The 23,637-nt window shown below is 36.2% G+C and carries 20 protein-coding genes; 10 read left to right on the plus strand and 10 right to left on the minus strand.

Translation table 11 applies throughout. From position 1 onward, the window contains the following. Positions 1-47: 47 nt before the first annotated feature. Positions 48-1,502, minus strand: coding sequence for a SusD/RagB family nutrient-binding outer membrane lipoprotein (locus A3EM_RS0107575; protein WP_020527588.1), 1,455 nt, complete (start codon positions 1,500-1,502; stop codon positions 48-50). Between the two features lie 559 nt (positions 1,503-2,061). Between A3EM_RS0107575 and A3EM_RS45605 the strand changes: the two genes are divergently transcribed. The 6 genes from A3EM_RS45605 (at position 2,062) to A3EM_RS0107605 (ending at position 6,594) form a co-directional block, all read left to right on the plus strand. Further along, on the plus strand, positions 2,062-2,841 hold the full coding sequence (locus tag A3EM_RS45605) for a hypothetical protein (protein ID WP_169513337.1): 780 nt from the start codon (positions 2,062-2,064) through the stop codon (positions 2,839-2,841). Positions 2,842-2,980: 139 nt separating this feature from the next. Then, positions 2,981-3,346: a hypothetical protein gene (locus A3EM_RS45610; protein ID WP_020527590.1), complete on the plus strand. Its 366-nt coding sequence runs from the start codon at positions 2,981-2,983 to the stop codon at positions 3,344-3,346. 52 nt (positions 3,347-3,398) lie between these two features. Beyond that, on the plus strand, positions 3,399-3,830 hold the full coding sequence (locus A3EM_RS0107590; RefSeq protein ID WP_020527591.1) for an OB-fold protein: 432 nt from the start codon (positions 3,399-3,401) through the stop codon (positions 3,828-3,830). Positions 3,831-3,895: 65 nt separating this feature from the next. Next, positions 3,896-4,456 (plus strand): YceI family protein, encoded by a 561-nt coding sequence (locus tag A3EM_RS0107595; RefSeq protein WP_020527592.1) that lies wholly within the window; start codon positions 3,896-3,898, stop codon positions 4,454-4,456. A gap of 48 nt (positions 4,457-4,504) precedes the next feature. Beyond that, positions 4,505-5,401, plus strand: coding sequence for a DUF5777 family beta-barrel protein (locus tag A3EM_RS0107600; protein ID WP_020527593.1), 897 nt, complete (start codon positions 4,505-4,507; stop codon positions 5,399-5,401). Positions 5,402-5,466: 65 nt separating this feature from the next. Beyond that, positions 5,467-6,594, plus strand: coding sequence for a glutamyl-tRNA reductase (locus A3EM_RS0107605; protein WP_020527594.1), 1,128 nt, complete (start codon positions 5,467-5,469; stop codon positions 6,592-6,594). Between the two features lie 171 nt (positions 6,595-6,765). On the opposite strand, the gene araA is transcribed toward A3EM_RS0107605, so the two are convergent. The 5 genes from araA to A3EM_RS0107635 all read right to left on the minus strand — a co-directional run bounded on the left by araA (position 6,766) and on the right by A3EM_RS0107635 (position 12,378). Continuing rightward, positions 6,766-8,280: an L-arabinose isomerase gene (gene araA, locus A3EM_RS0107610; RefSeq protein WP_020527595.1), complete on the minus strand. Its 1,515-nt coding sequence runs from the start codon at positions 8,278-8,280 to the stop codon at positions 6,766-6,768. 36 nt (positions 8,281-8,316) lie between these two features. Then, positions 8,317-9,018: an L-ribulose-5-phosphate 4-epimerase gene (locus A3EM_RS0107615; RefSeq protein ID WP_020527596.1), complete on the minus strand. Its 702-nt coding sequence runs from the start codon at positions 9,016-9,018 to the stop codon at positions 8,317-8,319. 46 nt (positions 9,019-9,064) lie between these two features. Beyond that, the gene (locus tag A3EM_RS0107620; protein WP_020527597.1) at positions 9,065-10,738 is read right to left on the minus strand and encodes a ribulokinase; all 1,674 of its coding nucleotides are present in this window, start codon (positions 10,736-10,738) and stop codon (positions 9,065-9,067) included. A 262-nt stretch (positions 10,739-11,000) separates the two neighbouring features. Continuing rightward, positions 11,001-11,438 carry a hypothetical protein gene (locus A3EM_RS0107630; protein WP_020527599.1) on the minus strand — a complete coding sequence of 146 codons (438 nt, stop codon included), beginning with the start codon at positions 11,436-11,438 and terminating at the stop codon, positions 11,001-11,003. Positions 11,439-11,601: 163 nt separating this feature from the next. Next, a complete protein-coding gene (locus A3EM_RS0107635; protein ID WP_020527600.1) occupies positions 11,602-12,378 on the minus strand; it encodes a nucleotide-binding protein in 777 nt (258 codons plus the stop codon). Between the two features lie 1,498 nt (positions 12,379-13,876). Between A3EM_RS0107635 and A3EM_RS0107640 the strand changes: the two genes are divergently transcribed. Then, entirely contained in the window at positions 13,877-14,854 is a 978-nt protein-coding gene (locus A3EM_RS0107640; protein ID WP_020527601.1) for a hypothetical protein, read from the plus strand. Positions 14,855-14,875: 21 nt separating this feature from the next. On the opposite strand, the gene A3EM_RS0107645 is transcribed toward A3EM_RS0107640, so the two are convergent. Beyond that, positions 14,876-15,628, minus strand: coding sequence for a methyltransferase (locus A3EM_RS0107645; protein WP_020527602.1), 753 nt, complete (start codon positions 15,626-15,628; stop codon positions 14,876-14,878). Between the two features lie 36 nt (positions 15,629-15,664). Further along, positions 15,665-16,771 carry an acyltransferase family protein gene (locus A3EM_RS0107650; protein WP_026210161.1) on the minus strand — a complete coding sequence of 369 codons (1,107 nt, stop codon included), beginning with the start codon at positions 16,769-16,771 and terminating at the stop codon, positions 15,665-15,667. 328 nt (positions 16,772-17,099) lie between these two features. On the opposite strand from A3EM_RS0107650, the gene A3EM_RS0107655 reads away from it, so the two are divergent. Continuing rightward, a complete protein-coding gene (locus A3EM_RS0107655; protein WP_157637782.1) occupies positions 17,100-17,810 on the plus strand; it encodes a hypothetical protein in 711 nt (236 codons plus the stop codon). A gap of 95 nt (positions 17,811-17,905) precedes the next feature. After that, positions 17,906-19,312 carry a mandelate racemase/muconate lactonizing enzyme family protein gene (locus A3EM_RS0107660; protein ID WP_026210162.1) on the plus strand — a complete coding sequence of 469 codons (1,407 nt, stop codon included), beginning with the start codon at positions 17,906-17,908 and terminating at the stop codon, positions 19,310-19,312. 140 nt (positions 19,313-19,452) lie between these two features. On the opposite strand, the gene A3EM_RS0107665 is transcribed toward A3EM_RS0107660, so the two are convergent. Continuing rightward, positions 19,453-20,670, minus strand: coding sequence for a porin family protein (locus A3EM_RS0107665; protein WP_020527607.1), 1,218 nt, complete (start codon positions 20,668-20,670; stop codon positions 19,453-19,455). Between the two features lie 285 nt (positions 20,671-20,955). Here A3EM_RS0107665 and A3EM_RS0107670 point away from each other — a divergent pair, with 285 nt between their 5' ends. Further along, complete coding sequence (locus tag A3EM_RS0107670) at positions 20,956-21,360, plus strand: hypothetical protein (RefSeq protein ID WP_157637783.1); 405 nt, start codon at positions 20,956-20,958, stop codon at positions 21,358-21,360. 150 nt (positions 21,361-21,510) lie between these two features. Here the strand turns inward: A3EM_RS0107670 and recQ are convergent, their stop codons facing one another. Beyond that, positions 21,511-23,631, minus strand: a complete 2,121-nt coding sequence (recQ, locus tag A3EM_RS0107675; protein ID WP_020527609.1) for a DNA helicase RecQ — start codon at positions 23,629-23,631, stop codon at positions 21,511-21,513. Positions 23,632-23,637 lie beyond the last annotated feature (6 nt).

Consider the following 23,637-nt stretch of genomic DNA (forward strand, 5'->3'; position numbering starts at 1 on the left):
TTTAAAAAATACAAACTTCTTATCACCCATAACCAACCCCTAGCTCCCTATTCCTGCAAAACCCACATCAATCCATTAATATCATCTACTCCTCCAAACTGACGATTAATGGCTTCAGTTACATTTTCCTGATTGGATTCCAATTCTGTATCGGGATAGGACCATCTTTTAGGAACAATTCCGCCATTCTGTACGCCAGTTCCACTATTATCCAATGCAGGCAAACCCGTTCTTCTTTGGCTATAGGCCCCAAGCCAGTCGGTATTTAGAAAAAGGGCCAGATATTTTTGTGTTAGAATTTGGTTCATTGCATCATTTGGGGAAAAAGCCACTTTTGGTTGCTGGAGATAATCTGTAATGCTATTTCCTTCAATATTGTAAAATTCCATAGAAGCTACAATCCCGCTTTTATAATGTGTTTCGGGATCACTATTTATCCATCCCAATTGTGCAGCTTCTGCCAAAGTAAACTCCTGCTCAAAATAACTGGCCGTAAGACTTGGCTCATTGGCCGGATCGGTATGATACCTGGAATGAATAGGTGAGCCATTTCCCTTTTCCACAGCCTCCTGGTTTTCAGCCAGTAAATTACTTCCTTTTATTCCATTAAAAGCTTCAAAAGAGGTAGGTGACACACCATCGTCAATGGCCACTTTTTCCGGCTCTGCTACTTTAAATAACCTTGGATCTGCTCTTTCCTTTAATAAATCCACAAAATAGGCATCCAGGAAATAAGAAGTTTTAAATTTAGGATCATCAAAAAATGGATACTCCTGCCCTTCTGCTAAATCAAAATAAAAATTGGTGTTATCATCATTACTGGTAAAAATGGGAAACTCATTTGGATTTTCTACTATTTCCTTAAAGTCTCCAATGATATCCAAATCAGGATCATTGGTTTTGAGAGACATCCCGATCAGAAATCTTAATCGCAATACATTACTTAACTTTCGCCATTTCATCACATCACCATTATATACTATATCCCCGCCAATCATTTCGGCTGAGGGATCCAGCATTTCATTTACTTCCCTTAAATCATTCAGAACTTTAATATAAATATCTTTTTGCGTATCGTATTTGGACTGGCCTAACTCTCCACCATTGGCAATGACTTCTGAATAAGGCACATCTCCAAAAAGCTGGGTAATTCTATCTGCAATATAAGATTGAAATAATTTCCCTACGGCCTGGTAGTTTTTCAAACCCGATGCTTTGGCCTTTTCTTCCAGCTGGACTGCAAGCTTTAGCCGATCATAAAAGAAAAAGGGAATACTTGTCCAGGTATAATATTGTGCATTTAAGGCTTCATCCGTATGTACCAGGTACCTGTTAGCCAGGGCCGGACTCTGAAATACATTTCTGGCAAAAACCTGAGATTCCAGGTCAGTAACCAAAGCATCTAATTCCGAAGTATCTACTATTTCAGGAGCTTCATCCTCACATCCATTTATAAAAAAGCATAATAGGAATAGTGTAGTAAAGAATAATTTATTTGTCATGGTTTGATTAGCGTTTGGACAGTTTAAGATTAATAGTGAAAAAGCTGCTGGTAGATTTCAGAATAGAATTGAAAAAACACCGAAAATGGTGTTTAAAAAAATTTGGTTTGATTACTTCATTGTTTACCTGTGTAAACCTGATTATGTTACAAGTTTAATTTTTTTGTTGACCAATATCAAATAGTATTATACTTGAAAAAACAGCCTAATCCGGCATTTTTAACGGTTAAAACCTGAAAGAATATTATGGATTGATTCTCCTTAAATCACCCTTTATTTACGATTAAAGTACATTTTTATAAGACAAGCCGGATTTAAACGCCTCAAAATAAATTTTTATTCAATCAATGGATACATCTACAAAATAATTGCCATTGTTCACCTTTTGTACACCTGTTTTTTGCCTACTTGTTCACCTCAAGTCCACCCAAAAAACTTTACTTTACCCTTCAACTCCCCGTATGTTTGTACCAGATCGATCACACAAATATTTTTAATTCATGTTCTCTAACCAATTTTTTCAAGTACCATGAAAATTCTAAAATTAGTTTTTCTTTCAATGATAATCGGATTACTGAGTTGCGAACAAAATGAGGTAAACCCAATTGATGAACCCAAAGATGATCCTGTAAATAATCAATTATCAATTTCCAATGAACATCTTTCTTTGGATGGATCTACTTTATATTTATTTGCCAAAGATTTTAGTGGAGAACCCAATTGTGAGGGTGAATGTGCAGAAAAATGGCCTCCTGTTTTCGCAGATCAGGTAAGTGAATTTAATTTCCCGGAAGATTTGGATGCAGCCAATTTTGGCATTGCAACCCGCCCAGATGGAAGCAAGCAACTTACTTACTATGATTTTCCACTTTACAAATTTGCCAACGATTTTCAGGGAAATGATTCCAAACCCGGAACAGAACTGGGTGAAGGACTGGGTGGCGTATGGTTTGTTGCAAAACCCTATACGGTCTTCCTGGCTTTTGGTGAATTTGAAGGCGAATTCGATCGGAAATTTCTGATTGACTTTAAATCCGGAAAAACACTTTACTACTTCAATGTGGATAATCCGCTAAACAGCAATTGTGAAAACGGAGGTTGCTTTGCCGCCTGGCCTCCATACTACAAAGAAAATATCACAGCCCCTTCGATTTTGAAAACCAGCGATTTTGAAAGTTTTAAAAGGGATGGAGACGATAAATTACTTCAATCAGCTTTGCAACAACACCCTTTGTACTATTTTGCCCAGGATGGAAAAAGGGGGGATACCAAAGGCCATAATTTCAACGGGGGAACTTGGATTGTGGCTGATGTGGAAAATATCCCTCCTTTCCAATAGCAAAAGGTGCTTAGCTTTTTCTGATAGAAAATGTCTAAGGAAAGGTTATAAGTAACCTTGTTTATTCAAAAATCTACAGGTGCAGTTTTGCTGCACCTGTTTCTAAAAAATTTATTCAAAAATCTAAAATAAAAACACCATGAATAATCAGTCATTATTCCTAAGAATCATATTGCTTATTTTTATCATCGGTATCTCATATGCCTGTAAATATGATGAAGTAGTAGAACCCGATACACCAGCTCTGGAGCCGGATGCCTGTGCGGAAATTGCCTTTTCTACGGACATCAAAACCATTATTGAAACCAGTTGTGCCCGATCGAACTGCCATGTAGCGGGTACCGGCTTACCCGACTTTACCAAGGATAGTAATATAAAGGCAAAAGCCAGTAGAATAAAGGCTCGGACCGGTGCGAAGACCATGCCTCCTGCGGGACCACTTTCGCAAAGTGCCATCAATAAAATTGCCTGCTGGGTAGAAAATGGTGGTTCTGTAGATAATTAAGATTTTCAATTCAATCCCAACCATTATTTATTTTCACCCAAACCATTTCGCCATGAAAAATTTTCTAAAAAAATACTGGATCATTCCGGTGCTGCTCATCATTACCCTGATTGGTTTTTCAGCCTATATGTATAACAAACCCAGGAAAAATATCATTAATGCCGGGGTGAAATACAAGGTAAGTTCAAAAAAGCTTTTTGCCGATTTTGAATCGAATGAGAACCAGGCCAATAAGCGATACCTGAACCAGGTGATTGAAGTAGCCGGGAATGTAAAAGAGGTCAGTAAAAACCCACAAGGAGACTTTATTGTGGTGCTGGACTCGGATGGAGGGTTTGGAACCGTACGGGGTACTTTAATTAAAAATCAGAAAATTGTTATTGAAGAAATATTGCCTGGAGATGCCATTACCCTAAAAGGTATTTGTACAGGAATGCTTCTGGATATCATTTTGGTAGACTGCTATGTAATGGAGAAAGTTTGAAAAAATGATAGAATAACAACTCACACATTAAAATTAATTCATCCATTAACCAATCTCATTTTCTCATGAAAATTTTAAAAATTTCGGGGGTTTTGGCCCTATTAATTGGTTTAGCATCAACAAGCTTTGCCCAAAAATTTATCACAAAAAACGGACATACTTCTTTTTATTCAGAGGCACCTATGGAAAATATTGAGGCGCACAACAAAGAAGTGCTCAGTATCATAGATTTTGACAGCCATGAAATTGTCACCACTATGCTAATGAATGGATTCCAATTTAAAAAATCCTTAATGCAGGAGCACTTTAATGAAAAATATGTAGAATCTGATCAGTATCCCAAAGCCACATTTAAGGGAAAGTTTACCCCAAATGATGCCATTGATTTGAACAAAGATGGCAACTATGAACTAGCGGTAACCGGAGACTTAACCATTCACGGAGTCACCAAACCCATTGAAACAAAGGCCACTATTGAAGTGAAAAACGGAGTGGTGATTGGAAAGACAAATTTCAATGTAAAAGTGAAAGATTTTGACATTACCATTCCAAAAGTAGTGGTTGAAAATATCGCTGAAACGGTTTTGGTGACTTCTGATTTCACTTATTCACCCTACAATAATTAAGTACCCATGGTTCCAGAAGTATTTTGAAACCACAAAAATGTTAACAAAATGGAAAGGTATTATAAAAAACTATTTCTCCTTTATATTTTCCTGATGATGATGATTCTCAAGGGATTTGCCCAGGAAGACGATTTGATGAAAATTCTGGAAACTGAAGGAGATGAAAAAAATCAGGTAAATTTTGCCACGGCAACTTTTAAAGGTACCCGGCTAATTCAGGGGCATTCTGTGGAAACACTTAGAGGAAATGCATTTCAGTTGCTTATTTCCCACCGATTCGGTAGAATTAATGGCGGGGCTTACGAATTTTTTGGTTTAGATCAATCCAATGTGAGAATAGGACTGGAATATGGTCTTTCAGATAGACTGAATGTGGGAATTGGGAGAAATTCTTATGAAAAAACCTATGATGGCTTTCTGAAATACAAAATATTAAGGCAAAGTTCAGGAGCCGCAAACCGACCTGTTTCCATGGTACTTTTTAGCAGTGTGGCCCTGAATACCTTAAAAAATGAAGACATTGATCCGGAAAGAGAAATTCCTTTTTCATCCAGACTTGCTTATACCGGGCAATTGTTGATTGCCCGAAAATTCAGTCCTGGTTTTTCGCTTCAAATCATGCCAACAATTGTGCATAGAAATGAAGTAACCGAAAGTGAAGGTTATAATGATTTGTATGCCCTGGGATTTGGAGGAAGAAAGAAAATTACCAAAAGCCTGGCGCTTAATGTAGAATATTATTACCGTATCAATGCTCCGGAAAATCCAGAATTACATAATTCCTTTTCTATAGGATTCGATATTGAAACCGGTGGGCATGTTTTCCAATTGCATTTTACCAACTCCATTTCCATGGTGGAAAAAGGCTTCATCGGTGAAACCACCGGAGATTGGGCCAATGGAGATATTCATTTTGGATTTAATATTTCCAGAACTTTTAACTAACCAAAAACCAATCCCTCTGCAAATGATGCAGAGGGATAAAATTGTCAAAATTTCAAAAATTCACCATGAATCGGTCATTAAAATTTTTATCCATTTCCCATCACTATACTACCTCCACAGAAAGGGCATTATTTCATCTTTCAGCTCAGGAAAAAATGGCATTACATGCAAGTATTCCCCTAATTTTCCCTGATGTGATTGGAATGCTGTTACTTTCTACCTGTAACAGAATGGAAATCTATTTTGAATCATCCACTACAAAAGCGGAGGATTTCATTCAATGGTTTTTAAAATTTAAAGAGATAGACAAAGGGGATGTAAATAAAAATATTTTTAAGTCAGCCAATGAGACAGAAAAAACCCTTCAGCATCTATTACTGGTTTCCAGCGGGCTGGATTCAGCTATAGTAGGTGATTTCCAGATTATTTCGCAAATTAAACAGGCTTATAAAGTGGCCATTAAAAATGGTTTGCAGGGGAAATTTCTAGAAAGATCCATGCAGGCCACTTTTAGACTGAACAAAAAAATTTCCAATGAAACCGCCTTTAGGGATGGTTCCCTTTCTACTGCTTATCAATCCCTGAAAAGTATTGAAGCCCATTTTGGCAAATCACAATTACTGAATAAAAAATTATTAATTATTGGCCTGGGAGATATTGGAAAAGCGGTAATTGAATATCTGGGAAAATTTCCATTTCAGGAAGTTTTTGTATGCAACAGGACCGTTTCCAAAGCTTATGAAATTGCTCAAAACCATCAATTCCGGGTTTTGCCTTGGGAAGAAGTAGAAAGTAACAATGTAGCTATGTTTGATGCCATTATCACTGGAGTAAGTGAAAGGGCAGATTTATTACACAAACCAGTTTCCCAACCGAATGTAAATCCTGTTTGGGTGGATTTAGCCATGCCTGGAAATATAGCCAGTCACCTGACCGAAAAAAATAACCAGAAAATTATCAATCTGGATCATTTAAAATCTGCAGCTTCAAAAACTGCTGAGGAAAGGAAGAAAGCTATTGGAGAAGTGAAAAAACTGATCGAATTAGAACAAAAGAATTTCCTGGATTGGCATGAAAGCTACCTGCTGAGGCATAGAGAAGAGGAGAAAACCGGATTTGGCTTTCAATTAAAAGGCAATTTCTTATTGTTTGAAAATAATGGAAAAATAAAAAATTCGGTTTGTTTAAATTAAAAACTAAAAAACTGCTTCCCTGAATTTCAGAGAAGCAGTTTCAAATATGAAAACGAAAAATCAGAACTGTGATTTTTTTACCTATGAATCCAAATATACATTGTTATTGATATAATTCATATCCTCATAAATAGGTATATTATGATGGAATAAGGATGTTTCTATCCGATTTTATCCCATGAATCCATTGCTTAAATGGTAATATGCTTCATTCCACCTGATCTGGTTTTTAAAATCGCGAATATTGGTATTTTTATCAATTACCAGAGTTTCTATGTCAAACATTTCAGCAAAATCTTCCAGGTATTCTGTGGTAAGCGATAAACTATAGCAGGTATGGTGAGCTCCCCCCGCCAAAATCCAGGCTTCAGCTGCTGTTTTTAGGTTAGGCATGGGATTCCATAAAGCTCTGGCTACGGGAAGTTTTGGTAAATCTTCTTTTACCTCTGTGGCCTCCACTTCATTAATCAACAACCTGAACCGATTGCCCATATCAATTATGGAAGCATTTAGGGCATTTCCTGCTGGTGCATTGAAAACTAACCTTACCGGGTCGGCCTTCCCTCCTATCGATAAGGGATGAATCTCACAATTTGGTTTTCCATCGGCAATGGACTCACAAATTTCCAACATGTGTGCTCCCAACACCTGCATTCCTCCCGGATTAAAATGATAGGTGTAATCCTCCATAAAAGAATTTCCACCTTTCAATCCGTTTCCCATCACTTTCATGGCCCGAACTAAAGCAGCGGTTTTCCAGTCCCCTTCTCCCCCAAATCCATAACCCTGAGCCATTAACCTTTGGGCGGCAATTCCCGGCAGTTGAGCCAGTCCATGAAGGTCTTCAAATGTATCGGTAAAACCTTTAAAGTTTCCTTCTTCCAAAAAAGCTTTTAAACCTAACTCTATTCTTGCAGCCTCTATAAGTGAATTTCTTTGCTCCCCTCCTTTCCTCAAATTGGCAGCCAATTGATAACTATCTTCATATTCAGCTATTAAGGTTTCTATTTCTAAATCTCCTATTTTATTCACATATTCAACCAAATCGCCAATTCCATAGCCATTTACAGAAAATCCAAATTTAATTTCAGCAGCTACTTTATCTCCTTCGGTAACCGCCACCTGACGCATGTTGTCTCCAATCCTGGCAAATTTGGCCCCCTGCCAGTCATATTTTGCGGCTGTCACTCTGGTCCACAAAGCTAATTGGGCAATTACTTCCATATTTTGCCAATGTCCTGCAATCACTTTTCGGTTGTTGCGCATTCTGGAATTGATAAATCCAAATTCCCTTCCCCCATGAGCCGACTGATTCAAATTCATAAAATCCATATCAATACTTTGCCAAGGAATATCCTGATTAAACTGGGTATGTAAATGGCAAATCGGCTTTTGAAGAATATTTAGGCCGGAAATCCACATTTTTGCCGGGGAAAAAGTATGCATCCAGGCCACTATGCCTATACAGTTTTCAGTATTATTGGCCTCCTGGCAAAGCTTATAAATGGAATCCGGAGAAGTCATTACTGGTTTAAAAACCAGCCTAACCGGTAATTTCCCTGAACCCGAAATTTCTTCCACTATGGTTTTGGAATGTTCTGCTACCTGCTTTAAAGTTTCTTCTCCGTACAAGTGCTGACTTCCCGTTACAAACCAGACTTCATATTGTTTTAAATCCTGTAACATTTTTAGTTATAATTCTTTAAATTTTTTAAAAGTTTTTTATGATTGTCCGTAATAAGCATTTTTCCCATGTTTCCGCTCATAATGCTTGTTGATAAGGGAATCCGGGAGCCTTGGCAGGTCTTTATTAATGCTTTCTGAATACATGGCCATTCGAGCCAACTCTTCTAAAACTGCACTATTATAAACTGCCTTTTCAGGTGTTTTTCCCCAGGTAAATGGCGCATGATTTGAAACCAAAACCATTTCCACTTCTTCATAAGAAAGCTTCTTTTCCTTAAAGGCCTTCATAATCTGAAAACCAGTCTGATATTCGTAATCCCCTTTTATCATCTCATCGTCCATTACCGGAGCGCATGGAATATCCTGTGTAAGATGATCGGCATGCGTAGTGCCATAAATGGGAATGTCCCGCTGTGCCTGTGCCCAAGCAGTAGCATGGGTACTGTGCGTGTGAACAATTCCACCAATATTTTCCCAATGCTTATATAAAAAGGCATGCGTTTTTGTATCGGAGGATGGCCTCATGGTTCCTTCTACAATATTGTTATCGAAGTCAACAATCACAATATCTTCTGGCTGAAGGGATTCGTAAGCCACACCGCTTGGTTTGATGGCAAAAACTTCATTTTCCCGATCAACCGCACTGGCATTCCCAAAGGTAAATAATACCAAACCCAGTTTGGGCAGTTGCATATTACAATCGTAGGCAATCTGTTTTAATTCCTGATATTTACTCATTTTTATTTTTATAGTAAACCACTATCGGTTTGTATTGAGAATTAATTTATGCTTTTGTATTTCCTTCAATAAATTTCCCCAGTTTTTGGTATTCCTTATATAAGGCAGCATATTTCGGAACATTAGCCGGGATAGGTTCATAAACCGCATCAAAACCACTTCCCATAGCCTTTTGAGCCTCTCCCACAGTTGCATGTATTCCCGAAGCAACAGCTGCAAACATGGCAGATCCTAAAGCACAGGTTTGCTCAGATGTGGCAACTTTTATCGGCATATTTAACACATCTGCCAGTACCTGCATGCCATATTTGGACTTTTTGGCTACACCGCCCAGCGCGATTACTTGTTTGATTGGTACCCCTTCTTCCAGGAATCTCTCTACAATGGCTTTTGAGCCAAAGGCTGTAGCTTCTACCAAAGCCTTAAAAATTCCGGGTGCATCACTGCCCAGATTTAAACCCATGATGGCTCCTTTTAAAAGCTGGTTGGCATCGGGAGTCCTTCTGCCATTCATCCAGTCTACTGCGACAATTTGTGAATCTTCGATGGCAATTTTAGATGCTTCTTCACTCAATTTGGGAATAAGTTGTCCTGCAGCCTCCTTAAGTAGTTTTTCTTTGGTTTCCTCATCAATTAAGCTGCTCTCATTTATTACGGAAAGAGGGTAACTAATCAGTTTTTTAAACCAGGCATAAATATCCCCGTAAGCCGATTGACCAGCCTCCAGACCCAGCATTCCCGGCACTACTGAACCATCTACTTGTCCGCAAATTCCTTTTACCAGTTTATCGCTCATTTCCTCCATAGGAGCAATTAAAATATCACAGGTAGAAGTCCCTATTACTTTACTCAAGGTATATGACGCTATCTCCCCTCCTACTGCTCCAAAATGGGCATCATAAGCTCCAACTGCCACCACAACCTCTTCTGACAATCCCAGTAATTCCGCCCACTCTTTTGTCAGATTTCCTGCTGGCACATCACTGGTATAGGTTTCAGAAAAAAGATTTTCCCTTATCCCTCCCAGCAATGGATCAATTTTCTTAAAGAATTCATCTGGAGGAAGTCCGTCAAAGGATTCATGCCACATGGCTTTATGCCCTGCTGCACACCTACTCCTTTTCATGCTTTTCGGATTGGTATTTCCTGTGAGTACAGCCGGAATCCAGTCACAATGCTCCACCCAGGATTTTGCCGATTTCCTTACCGATTCATCTTCCCTGATTACATGCAGAATTTTGGCCCAATACCATTCTGAAGAATAAATTCCTCCTTCAAATTTGGTATAATCTTCTCCTCCCCAGGTCCTTGCTACCTGATTTATTTCTCCAGCCTCCTTTGCAGCAGTATGGTCTTTCCACAGTACAAACATGGCATTTGGATTTTTTTCAAAACCATTGGTTAAGGCTAATGGCGTTCCTTTTTCGTTCACAGCTACTAGGGTCGAACCTGTTGTATCTATTGCAATCCCTTTTATGGCCTTTTTAACTTCCTCTGAGACACCTTCAAGGCAATTCTGTATAGTTTCCTTCAGACCATCCAGATAATCCTGAGGATGCTGTCTAAATTGGTTTTTCGAAGGATTACAATATAAGCCCTCTTTCCACTGTGGGTAATAAAATACTGAATTTGCTTTTTCTTCTCCGTTTTGGGCATCTACAATTATTGATCTGACCGAATCTGTGCCGTAGTCCACCCCAATTACATAAGCTTTTTGCATTGGTGATAAGGTATTATGATGAATAAATTCAAATATAAGTGTAAATTATACACTTTTAAAAATGAAAAGCAAATTTACTCAATCAATTTACGGCAAAAATGTGGGGATTAATAAGATTTTTATAAATAGAAAAACTAAAAAGAAGAATAAAAAAAAACCAAACAGATCATCATATCCATTTGAGTTTAAACCCTTTTAAATTGAAATTAAGCTTAACTAGTATGGGTTCAATTGACCCAAAATAATTAAACCATTCATATATTTATAATTCATCAAGAATCTCAGAGATTTTTATTTTTACATCACCTTTGTGATTATCTTTAAATTCCTCAATCAGATTCGACAAAATGACAAACATATCTACCCCGTAGGCCTCAGAAGTCTGTTTTAGGAATTTATGTTTGCTTACCGGAATAGCCACCATCAGTTTTTTCTCTTTTTTGGTCTTTTCATCCAACACAAAGAAATCATAAATGGATTTTCCTCTTGATTTTTTTCTTACCCTTTTCTCTGGCGTTTCCTCCTCTTGAGCCGGTTCAACAGCCTTTGTTACTTTAGGAGTTTCGGCCTTGTTCTCATTAATAGAAAGAATTTCGTCTTCACTATCGGGAAGACTGTCCAGTGAATCCAGTTCTGATAAACTATTTGCCAGGTCATCCATACTGCCGAAAGGCGATACATCACTTTTTTTCTTAGCCATAATCTGAAGGGTTTATTATAGTGATATCAATCACTAAAGGTCAATAAGTACCACTTTTTTAATATTGAGCAATTTCTTCTCATTGTCAATCCATTATGGTACATTTAAATACATTTAAGGTTTCCCAATTACTTTCCTTAGTTAATAATCGAAAATTAAGTAACTACTGAGCTACCAATTGTAATTTTTCTGTTTTCTGAATAAATTCTTCTTTCAGTTCTTTAAAATACTCGTCATTACTTTTATATATGGTAGACATTTGGTCATCATATTTGGCCACTCTTAATGGAATCATGGCATCCAGCATTATCCCTCTGTTTTTGCTCATGGCTTCCACTAAAAACTGATTCTTCTTTTTGTTGGTCTTCTTATTCAGCACACCTAATATGGACATAGACAGCCCATTTTCCTCCCTTACTTTCTTAATTTTTCCAAGAATTTTAATGAAGTGAGCCGTAGAATCAATATCAAGCTCAGAAGCCACCATTGGGATCATAATGAGTTCAGTTCGCTGCAGCAGGTTAACAATCCCCTCCTGACGAATATTTCCCGGAACATCAATAAATATATAGTCCACCTTTCCATACCATGCCTTGATATAATCCATCACATTTTTAGGATCACACTCAATTACAGTATAGATTTTTTTATCTATAGCTTTTGTTAATGTGTCTTCCATATCCTTTGCACTTTGCCCCTTTAGCTCATCATAATTTATCCCCAGATTTCTGGAGAATAAAATCAGCTGTTCTTCAGAAGCCATAATTTGTCTGATTTCCTTCTTCCGCTTTTGTGCAATTGACCGCTGAAAATCTGCATCGAGAATTAAGATCTTTTTGCCATTCTCATATCTAAGCAAAGTAGATAGCATCACCGTAATAGTAGTTTTTCCTACTCCTCCTTTTTGGTTTGCCACTGAACAGATTATTGTCTTAGCCATTTAAATTAATGATTTAACGTACATTCATTAGAATTATATAATGTTCAAATATACATACATTCACCTATACATCCAAACAATTGATTAAATAACTTAACATACACACAGAAAAACAGCTAAATGTACATTCAACTATATTGCTGCACAGCTGTACAACAGTTATACTGTATGTATAATAAAATGTTAATTCTAATTAATATTTTATTATATTAATAGACATACAAACTAATGTTATAATGTTATAATGTTATAATGTTATAATGTTATAATTAATGTAATTATTTGTTTACCAATTATTTATGGAAAATTAAATAAACAAAAAAAACTGAAATTATTAAACTTAAAAAAATATTAGAATACCAATTTTATTGTTTTTAAAAAAAGTCCATTATAAATAGTAACAAAAAAACAAGGAGGTTTATAAGAATTGAAGCATTTAAATTTCCATTATAATGTTAAAAGCACAACAACAAGATTGAAAACAACAGGGTTTATGTAGAAAATATTTAGAAATTATTAAAGATAATAATGAATTTATAGTAATTAAGTAAACTCATATTGAACAAAAAAATGAAGTGAAATAGTTAAAATTTTGCAAACCTATATTAAGTATATTAAACTGATATTTGCTTTATTTTTTAATAACAGACTTAATAATATTGATTGTAACAGTATTTTTTTTAGAAAAAAATCTGTTCAAGCTAATAAATTCTAATAGTTTTATAATTTATATTAATTATAGGGGGAAAAATTGGTTTGTAAGATTTTGATAACCAGATTGTTATAAGTGCAAAAAAATCAAAACTACACCCCTTTTTAGTCGTAACTACTCCCTATTATAGTCAGAACTACAACCCTTTTGGGTCACAACTACATCCCAAGATAGTCATAAGGTATTCCCTTAGTCATTAGTACATCCCAAAATAGTCAAAACCAAGAGACTAGTCACAACTACATCCCAATTTAGTCAATAATACACCCTATGAAGTTTTTTTAGTATTTAGTCATAACTACACCCAATAATAGTCAGAACTACATCCTAAATGTTTATTTTGAGTCAGATTAGTCGGAAATACATCCCTTTTTAGTCATTAATACATCCCTATGTAAATAATGTTAGTGAAAATAGTCACAACTACATCCCAAAATAGTCAGAACTACATCCCTTTTGGTATTTTGAAGTCATTATAGTCAAAACTACACCCCTTTTTAGTCAGAACTACATCCTAAATGTTTATTATAAGTCAGATTAGTCAAAACTACACCCCATTTTAGTCATTAGTACATCCATTTGCTATTTTGACAATTTCCAAAATTGAAGCTTTTGGGGTTTCCAGAGATGGAAACCAGGAAATTATTTAGTCATAACTACATCCCATTGTAGTCAATACTACATCCTATTGAGTGATTTGTTAGTCATAACTACATCCCATTGTAGTCAATATATTATTCTTTTTGATAGTTTTGTTTTGATCAAATTCACTTTTTTTGACTGCATATGGAAAATCTGGTAATTCATTATCCTAACAAACTGCTTAAAATAGAAACCCGCCAACAATTCAAACAACTGTCTTTGTTTGATGAGAATGGGAATCTGAAAAGTGAATTTGCAGAAAATATCAATAAATCGATAGATAAAATTCTGCATTTGAATGAAAAGGATGGAAAGTATTCTATCGAGTTTCCCAATGATATTGACAAGATTCTGCCTGAAAATATTAAAAGTAAAGTAACTAAGGAACTCACAGCTACAGAAGTGAGAGTACTGACTGCGGTGGTGGGAATGGTTCAAAAAGCCAAGATGGAAGGCAGCCTAAAGTTTTATGAAGAAATTGAAAGAGCTTACTTTACCTTCAATTTATCGGATCTGTATGAATCAGCCGGGGCTAAGAAAAATAGTGGAAAGTATAATCCCAAACAAAAAGAGCAGATCAGAGAGGCCTTACTCAGTTTACACAAAAAGGAATTCATTGTTCCTAACAGGTATTATGACAACAAGAAGAAAACCTGGGTTCAGCGAATTTCTATTTTCCCATTGTTACAGATTCATGAGGTAGAGCAATTAGAGAATTTTGCGAATACCAAGAAAGGGGTGAAGTTTAAAATCACTGTAGCCGATTTTTTTATAGGCTATGAAAAGGAAAAAAGACAAAACTACTTTAATATCCCTTCGGATTTAAACCAAAGGCTAAGAAGGATCACCAGGGGAAGGCCAAATGCGGGTGTGGAATTATTTTTAAAATACCTCTATCAGGCCGTGCACTGTACTAAAAATGATACGATAGAATACAATTACAACAGCCTTGTGGATATTATGCGGTTGGATAAATACATTGCCAATAATAATCACAAGCGAATCAGACCTGCAATCGAGAAGGCTTTTGATGCCGCCATTAAATTGGGAATCATAAAAACCTGGCTGGAAACTAAAAATAAGTGGGGAAGTGTGAAGTTCGTACTTGAAGTAAATAAATAGAGTGGGGGAGAAGATCATAGATCAGAAAATATAGGGAATCAGTATTTTTCTGTTTGTGGGGTAGTCCGCGAAATTTTCTCTATACCATTTATGATTTTGAATAGCTCTTGGCAGCAAGTTGCCCATAGTAAAAATAAAAAATGCCAAACCGGCTGGTGACCAGGTTAAAATTGCCCAACCGCCCCATTCCAGAATTTCTCCAAAATAGTGAGGGTTAGATATTTTAGAGAAAAGTCCCCCATAAGGAATCTTGTAATCCTTTTCCTGATTTGTCCTCAAATTTTTAAGAATATTATCGGATTGCTTATTGATGAAATATCCCAAAATGAAAATAAAAAGGCCGGCTAAAAAATTGGGGCTATAAAGCCATGAAACCGGATAAGTTTTGTTAAGGAAAACATCATATCCATTAATAAAGCCATTGATATAATTAAAGGTGAGGGCGAAAAGTACCAATAGAAAGGGAAAATCTTTGTTTTTGCCCCTCATTTGAAATGGATAGATAAAGGTTCGGTGGAAATAATGACTTTGCCAGATAATCAAAAAGATAATTAAAACCGGATTTTCCCAACCTTTTCCAAGAAGGAAAAATGCAGAAATGATTAAAAAGGCTGGAAACTCCATAATTAACCAGGCAAATTTGGCTTTTAACCCAATTCCCCAACCCGGCCTGATAAACTTTCCATAAGGTGCGGAAATCATCATTAAACTTCCGAATGCAATGACTGCAAATGCCAATTCAACAAAAAGTAGATTTTGAAACAGGGAATGCATTGTTAAAAAAGTTTATCATGGGTTTAGTCGGGGAAATTAAATTTTAAAGAATATTTTCCTGGTAAAAAGCCAGTAACATAAATACCATTCAATTGCCAGGGTAGAAAAGGCTGTGAGTAATTTTTGGATACTTTCACCTGCTCCTAAAAATTGTAAAAATCCTCCAGTGAAAATTTCCACAAATCCATTGAGCCATTGGTGCCCGGCTGTTTCGCAGAACATGTAAATGAAAATAGAGTTCATGCCAACTATGCTAAAAATCCAGACAAATTTTTTCCAGCCTTTGATGTCAATCAGCCAATAGCACAAAGCCAGGGCAACAAGGCACCAACCCCCTGAGGCCAAAACAAAAGAAGATGTACATATTCGCTTAATAATAGGAGTGAAGCCGGAAAAATCGAGGAAATAACCCAATATAAGGGCAGCAATACCAAATAGAACCAGGGTTTTTATTTTTTGGCCGGGAATTTTATCGGATTGTAAAACTTTTCCTGCCAAAACTCCCCAAATGGTATGGGCCGCAGTAGGAATACAATTGATGGCGACCCATCCTCCGGAATTGATTTTACCCATTAAAACCATATCCATAAAAGAACCAAAATTTTCTCCCTTTACAAAAGGCTGATCAAATCCTTCAATACCTGAGAACCTATACAATAACTCGGTAAGAATAATTAGTCCAATGGAGATCAGCAGCTGAATTTTAATGGGTAATTCAATGATAAGGTAGGCAATGAGAATAGTTACTGAAAGTTGTGTAAGTACGTTCCATAGTTCCCATACTAAAGCCTGTTTATAGCCGCAGTGCAAAATAACCCCAAAGAAGAAAAGGATGATACATCTTTTAACAATATGAGTAGTGATTTTCTTTCGTTTTGCAGGATATTTGGTTCTTTTAGAGACGGAAAAGACCATGGCCACTCCAACAATAAACATGAAAAAAGGCTGGATTAAATCCCAAAAACGAAGGCCATTCCAGGCATGATGATGAAATTGTTCGCCAAGGTGAAAAATTAGAGAGTTTTCGGGGGCTATTTCTGTCCAGTAATTGTAAAGCCGGGTACTTTCCCCTACTAATAAAAACATGGTTAAACCCCTGAAAAAATCAAGGGATAGAAGTCGTTTGTTTGTTGTTGTATCCATTATATTAAGCACTTTTCTGCTGTACCAGCCAATATAATGAGAAATATCCTAAAATAAATTTTCTAATCACAAAAAGAGATTTTACAATGTGTACAATGGGTTTTTGCTGAAAAATTATGGACCAGGTTGCCAGGAAATTCTAATTCTAGCTAGAGAAAGAGAAAATAAATAGTTTTTTATTAAAAGGAAAATAGGTACTTAACTGCATTTTTTAAGCATAAAAAAGCATCAGAAAATGATTTTTCAAATTTTTTAATTAATTAGCGGAAGATACTGTTTTGCAAATAATTTCAATTCCAAGTTTTCAATTTTTTCAACTTAAACCCAAATGATGAAATACTTAAACCTGAAAATTTTACCACTAATATTTATGGTAATTTTGTTTTGTAGTTGCTCAAAAGATGATGGTGGTCTTGCCGTAAAATTTGAAGCAACTATTGACAGTTTGATGATTGCGAATAGTTCACTTCAGTCAGATCTTGCAGAAAAGGAGGGGCTAATTGCCAGCAACCAAAACAAACTAGATAGTCTTGCGGCTTATTACCATTCCCAAATAGAAGCTATGGAGGACAAAAAAGCTTTGACTCCAACCGAAAAAAAATTTTCCCAGCTGGTATTTCAAATAAACAATGCGATTTCCAGGGTTCAGGATTCAAAAAAAACGGATGAAATATTATCATTTTTCAATGATCAATATACTACCAATATTGTAGAGATTTCTATTTCCAATGAAGTAAATGTAAAAAGAGGAGCAACCAAGACTTTTCCCGAACAGCTTCAGTTTTTTATAGATAATTCCCATTTAATCACCCTGAAAACCAAGTTAAAAAAGATATTAAAAGTGGAAGTTCGAAATGATGAATTGGGTGTATTGCTTTATTTAAACGAAACTAATGCAGTAAAGGCCAATGGGGATAAATTGAGATATGAATCTCTTGTCCAAATTGTGGCTAAAAATTTCAATGGCGTATGGAAAATTGGCAATTATTCTTCCATCATGCTTACCGATGTGGGGGAATTGCCAAAATTAGAGAATTAAACTGGAAAAATTTGGGGTGATTGAATCAAGATTCTACACCCCAAATTTTTTTATATCTTTCAAAATAAACCATTTCAGGTAAAACTAAATTGAAAATGAAAAAGACAAATAACAGAAGAAACTTCATTAAAAAAGCAGGAACAATTGCCGGTGCTTCTCTTACAGGCTTTCCTAACCTTTCCTTTTCTACTATGAATACAAATACAGTCAAAAAATCGATAAAAATAGCCAAGGTAGGATCTGAGTTCGAAAGAGAGCCATTAATCCGGCCATATGGTTTTAAAGGTGGCTTAATCACTAAAGTATGGCAGGTGGTGAATTACCTGGAATCTGATTCGGGCATTCACAAAATTGGACTGGGTACACAAAGTGTGTTGTGGTCCGATTCAAGGGTTTTTGCCAAATATACCGAAAATGGTGGCAATGCCCTGATGTATGCCATGACTGAATATGCTTTACAGTTGATTAAGGGGCAATCCTTCACCTCACCTGTTGAATTGTTGGACAGCATTTTGGATGAGGTTTATGCATATGGGAAAAAAATTACAGGAGTTTCCGAATTGTATAAAACATTTGCCCTCAATTCACTGGTAGGAGTGGATAATGCAGCATGGTTGCTTTATGCTGCTGAAAATAACATCACCAATTTTGATGACATGATTCCCGAGGATTTTCGGCCTGCTCTTTCTCATAAACATGAAAAAGTAGCCAGTATTCCTTCCTTTGGATATGCTGCTACTATGGATGAATTGAAAGACATGGCTGAAAAGGGGTATTTTATTATGAAAATTAAATTGGGCCATCCTGGAAGTCAGGCTGAAATGCTTGAAAAGGATATGGAATTCCTCACCAATATTCATAAAACCATAGGGCATTATGAAACTCCAATTACCAAATCGGGGAAAATGCCCTATTATTTTGACCCAAATGGCCGGTATGAAAAGAAAGAAACCTTTTTGAAACTCCTGGATCATGCTAAAAAACTGGGAATGTTTGAGCAGATTGCGGTGATTGAGGAGCCATTTCCCAATGAAAATGAGGATAGGGTAGACGATATGGGAATTATCGTAGCAGCTGACGAAAGTGCCCATACTGAGGAAGATGCCAAAATCAGGATAGAGCAAGGGTATGGGGCAATTGTTTTAAAGGCCATCGCTAAAACCCTGAGTATGACTATGAAAATTGCCCAGTTGGCTCATGAAAATAATGTTAGGTGCTTTTGTGCAGATTTAACAGTAAATCCTATTTTACTGGATTGGAACAAAAATGTGGCAGCCAGACTGGCTCCACTTGGAGTTATGGATATTGGCCTACAGGAAGCCAATGGACATCAGAATTACACAAATTGGGACAAAATGAAGACTTACAGCCCGGCTAATGGGAAGTCTTGGACAATCGCCAAAGATGGTGTATTTCCCACCGGGAAAGAATTCTATAAGCAAAGCGGGGGAATTTTTATGCCTTCTCCGCATTATGAGGAAATGTTTAAATTGAATCGATAGGTTTTCAAAAAAAATCAAATATGAAAGTAAAATGTAGAAGTTTCTAACTTCTGTATTTTACTTTCACTTTTACGGAGCTTTCTGGTTACAAATGACTTTTTTGCACTCACTGTAGGGATAAATAAAAATAACACCCAGTATCAAAATGATAATCCAGTAGTAATACTTAAAAAATTGGTTTTTGACTTCACTATTTCAGAATATTCTGAGGGATTTCCTCCGCCATCTACTAAAGTCCAGTGATTCCAATGTTTTCCCCCATAATTTTCATACCTTCCTTGTATAAAAAGATTCATTTTTTTGGTAAGCTTATAGGATAATTCAATCCCGGTTATCAGCCCGATCTGATGTTGTCTTTCCTGAATCGCACTTCTATTCTGCTTTTTTGGGACCATACCTTCATCCTCAAAGCTTCTCCATTTATTATAACTGAAACCCAGCTGAAAAGAAGGTTTAATTCTTTTTGAAGGAGCAATTGTATATTTAAGCAGAAAAGGTAATTTTAGATATTTAATGTTTATTCCTGAAGAATCAGTAGAATAATTTGCCCTTGAAAACATAGCTTCAACCTGAAAACTGAATTTATTACTTATATAGGGATCCATTATATTTAGCATCATTCCAAAAGTTAAGCTGTTTCCTTTAGAAAAGTCGCTATTCAACCCTTTTATATACTTATTGCCAGAAAATGAAATAGTTGATGTAGTATAGCCAGTAAAAAATCCATAAGTTATTTTTGGGAAATGTTTATTTTTAGCATACACCAGACATTCATATTCAGAGCAAACATCATTGTGATAATATTCTGCAGTTTTAATTAGGGAATTCTTATCTAAACTGAGGGATTTGAGACGATTCAATGTCGCTGGACTTTCTCTAAAAAGATACTTTAGTGCACCAACATATTCTTTTTGCCTTTTAATGTAAACTTTTCCGTCATTTTCTATTTGAACCTCTGTGTTTTTAAGTTCATGAAGTTCACCTTTTTCATCACTAATTAAATAATGATTTTTTTTATCTTTAAAATAAGAATAAACATCCACTACACCATCAATTAAAAGTTCAACAAAATAGGTGTTTTCTATTCCCTTTTCATTAATTGGTAAAGCAACAAAATAATAAGAGTCATCAAATCTAAAGGCCTTGATATCATTAGGAGAATACTCAGTAAAATGGTCTTCATTATTTGGTTTAAAACGGCATTTATTTAAGTTCTTCAAACTAAGATCATAATCGATAAGGCCATATATAGTTTCATCACTTTTTGTGATAATATACCCACTTGGATATTCGGTTTGTGCTAGGCTCTGTTCAAATAAAAGGACAATTAATAAAAAGAAGAAAATTAAATTTTTCAAGTGTTAATTATTTTAATTGAATTTAAATTTTAATTATCAATTAGGTTAACGACTATTTAAATTAAGATAGTCTCCAAATCGTGTCAAAAATAAAGTGCGTTATATTCAATACTTAAAAAACTTTTCTTTGAGGATTCCTTTAATTAATAGTTTATAATATATTCAAAGGTTGTATACAGTTTTTTTAAAATGTATTATAGGGGGTACTTATAATAAACTTTTAGGTTTATCTTTATTAATACTGAAAGTTAAAATAATATTCCCCATCAGTTCAAATAAATAATCATGACCAGAAAAGAAAGACTTCAATTTTGTGGCGTTTGCCTTAATCGAAAAATGGATCTTCAGAAAGGCTTGCTTTGTGGGCTTACCATGCAGCAGGCAACTTTTGAGGATAATTGTACAGATTTCAAATTAGATGAAGCGGAAAAATCCAGGAAAGAAAGAATTGCGATGGAGGCTCAGCAATCAGAGGATGATGGAGATTTTTTTGCTCCGGAAAAATCAGGTCTAAAGAAAGGTATCTTCGGTGGAGTATTGATGATGGTAATTGCCCTGGTGTGGTTTTTTGTAGGATTAGCAGGTGATGTGATATTCTATTATCCACCAATATTATTTGTTATTGGTCTGATAGGGTTTATCAGAGGTATATTTCAGGGAAATATTAATGGGGAAAAATCAAAGACCTAAGATTTTTTTGTATTGATTCTGCTGTTTCGCCATTGGAAATGGCGAAACATTTTTTATGAGTCAAGTAGATTAAAAATCCTGCGATGCAAATACGGAATTTCAAATTCCGAATCGCATTGAAAGCATAGATGGATAGCATAGCTTCAAACCTTAACTGACACGCTGGCTTTTCAGATAACTCAAAATCACCCTGATTTTCCCGTATTCCAATTCTCCGGAGTGATAGTCGAAGTAGGGTTTTAGGGCATCTAGAAAGCCTAATTCCTCAGTGGCTATTTCCATTTTTTTTATTTCATCCACTGAAACTAATTCATGAATGTCTATCATTTTTCCATCCTCAATTAATTTGGCGAGATGGGAGTAAATGGTGGTAGGTTGCACTCCTCTTTCAATGGCAATTTCCTCTACACTTTTCCCATCTTGGTACATGGAAAGTGTGATTTTATAGGTATCTCCTTTTTGCTTTGGTGTGGGGTTGTATTTGGTAATTACCTTTAGAAAAGCTTCTCCATATTGGCTGGCTTTATGTTCTCCAACCCCGGTTACACCTAAAAACTCGTGCATAGAATTGGGCAACTTTTCACACATATCTCTCAGACTGGCATCTCCAAAAATCACAAATGCTGGAACGCCTTGAGAATCAGCAATTTCCTTTCTGAGGACGCGCAATTCTTCGAATAAAGTAGGATTAAAAGCAGATTTGGAAGCAGTAGGCTCTACTTTAACTTGTTTTTGTTCTTCCTGTCTTTCCTTAATGGTTTCCGGTGTAACTAAACGAACCGATTTACCTTCAAATAAAATATCCTTGCTTAGTCGGGTAAGCTTTAAATTATAATGGTCTTTATAATCCAGCTCAATGATGCCTTGTTGTATAAACTGTTGAATGAATAGCATCCAGGCAAAATTGGTGGTTTGTCTCCCTGCACCAAACGTTTTTATTTTTGAAAATCCATGATCTTTTACGGCCTGAGAGTAAGTTCCCTTTAAGATATCAATTAAGGTGGTAATGCCCACCTTTTCCTTAGTCCTTACCATGGCAGAAAGTGCCATTTGTGCCAATGTAGTTCCATCAAAATACTTTGGAGGGTTTTTACAGACATCACAGTTCCCACAATCTTTTTCAGGAATTTCACTGAAGTAAGTCATCAAAACTTTCCTACGGCAAACCTGGGATTCGGCAAATTCCTGCATCCTGTCCAGTTTGGCCATCTGTATTCTCCGGTAAGCATCATCATTAATTTCCTCCATAAAACCCACATGGGTTTGTACATCCCGGTAGCTGTAAAAGAGGATGGTTTCTGAAGGAAGTCCGTCACGGCCGGCCCGACCTATTTCCTGATAATAACTTTCCAGATTGCCAGGCATATTGTTGTGGATCACAAATCGAACGTCAGGTTTATCGATTCCCATCCCAAAGGCAATTGTGGCACAAATTATATCAAGTTCGCCCTGAATAAAATCTTCCTGGGTTTTGTGTCTTGTTAAATTATCCAGTCCGGCATGGTAAAAATCTGCTTTCATCCCAATATCCTGAAGTTTTACCGCTAAATCTTCAGTAGCTTTTCTGCTACTGCAATAAATTATACCACTTTTCCCCTGATGTTTTTCAACAATACGTCTTATTTGTTCCCATTTCTTTCTGCCAGGAAGCACTGCCAGTGATAGGTTTGGCCTGTCGAAAGAAGCAATAAAATATTTGGGCTGATTCAATTTTAACAAAGCACCAATATCTGAACGAACAGCTTTATCTGCAGTAGCAGTAAGTGCCACCACCGGGATTTGAGGGAAAGTATCTTTTAGGATATAAAGTTTTTTGTATTCCGGGCGGAAATGATGCCCCCAACTGCTGACACAATGCGCCTCATCTATAGCAAATAGTGAAATTTTCAGAATACTGAGGTAATTCAGGAAATTGCTGGAAAACAGTTTTTCCGGGGAAACATATAGTAATTTGATTTCCCCATTTTCCAGTTTTGTTCGAATATCTCCTTCCTGTTTTACCGTTAGGCTGGAATTGATAAAAGCTGCCGAAATACCATTCGATCTCAAACTTTGCACCTGGTCCTGCATGAGGGCTATTAAAGGGGAAATTACTACCGTAAGTCCATCCTTTACTAATGCGGGAATCTGATAACAGATAGATTTTCCGCCACCAGTTGGCATGAGTACTACCGCATCTTTATCCTGAAGGATATGTTCAATAATTTCCTTTTGCTGAGGTCTGAATTGTCCATATCCAAAATGCTTTTGTAGTACCTGTTCGAGAATCATTTGGCG

The organism is Flexithrix dorotheae DSM 6795, assembly GCF_000379765.1.
Classification (GTDB): Bacteria; Bacteroidota; Bacteroidia; order Cytophagales; family Flammeovirgaceae; genus Flexithrix; species Flexithrix dorotheae.

Coding starts and splice junctions, on each gene's coding strand:
- A3EM_RS0107575 (WP_020527588.1), bottom strand. CDS start 1,502: ATGACAAATAAATTATTCTTTACTACACTATTCCTATTATGCTTTTTT.
- A3EM_RS45605 (WP_169513337.1), top strand. CDS start 2,062: ATGATAATCGGATTACTGAGTTGCGAACAAAATGAGGTAAACCCAATT.
- A3EM_RS45610 (WP_020527590.1), top strand. CDS start 2,981: ATGAATAATCAGTCATTATTCCTAAGAATCATATTGCTTATTTTTATC.
- A3EM_RS0107590 (WP_020527591.1), top strand. CDS start 3,399: ATGAAAAATTTTCTAAAAAAATACTGGATCATTCCGGTGCTGCTCATC.
- A3EM_RS0107595 (WP_020527592.1), top strand. CDS start 3,896: ATGAAAATTTTAAAAATTTCGGGGGTTTTGGCCCTATTAATTGGTTTA.
- A3EM_RS0107600 (WP_020527593.1), top strand. CDS start 4,505: ATGGAAAGGTATTATAAAAAACTATTTCTCCTTTATATTTTCCTGATG.
- A3EM_RS0107605 (WP_020527594.1), top strand. CDS start 5,467: ATGAATCGGTCATTAAAATTTTTATCCATTTCCCATCACTATACTACC.
- araA (WP_020527595.1), bottom strand. CDS start 8,280: ATGTTACAGGATTTAAAACAATATGAAGTCTGGTTTGTAACGGGAAGT.
- A3EM_RS0107615 (WP_020527596.1), bottom strand. CDS start 9,018: ATGAGTAAATATCAGGAATTAAAACAGATTGCCTACGATTGTAATATG.
- A3EM_RS0107620 (WP_020527597.1), bottom strand. CDS start 10,738: ATGCAAAAAGCTTATGTAATTGGGGTGGACTACGGCACAGATTCGGTC.
- A3EM_RS0107630 (WP_020527599.1), bottom strand. CDS start 11,438: ATGGCTAAGAAAAAAAGTGATGTATCGCCTTTCGGCAGTATGGATGAC.
- A3EM_RS0107635 (WP_020527600.1), bottom strand. CDS start 12,378: ATGGCTAAGACAATAATCTGTTCAGTGGCAAACCAAAAAGGAGGAGTA.
- A3EM_RS0107640 (WP_020527601.1), top strand. CDS start 13,877: ATGGAAAATCTGGTAATTCATTATCCTAACAAACTGCTTAAAATAGAA.
- A3EM_RS0107645 (WP_020527602.1), bottom strand. CDS start 15,628: ATGCATTCCCTGTTTCAAAATCTACTTTTTGTTGAATTGGCATTTGCA.
- A3EM_RS0107650 (WP_026210161.1), bottom strand. CDS start 16,771: ATGGATACAACAACAAACAAACGACTTCTATCCCTTGATTTTTTCAGG.
- A3EM_RS0107655 (WP_157637782.1), top strand. CDS start 17,100: ATGATGAAATACTTAAACCTGAAAATTTTACCACTAATATTTATGGTA.
- A3EM_RS0107660 (WP_026210162.1), top strand. CDS start 17,906: ATGAAAAAGACAAATAACAGAAGAAACTTCATTAAAAAAGCAGGAACA.
- A3EM_RS0107670 (WP_157637783.1), top strand. CDS start 20,956: ATGACCAGAAAAGAAAGACTTCAATTTTGTGGCGTTTGCCTTAATCGA.
- recQ (WP_020527609.1), bottom strand. CDS start 23,631: ATGATTCTCGAACAGGTACTACAAAAGCATTTTGGATATGGACAATTC.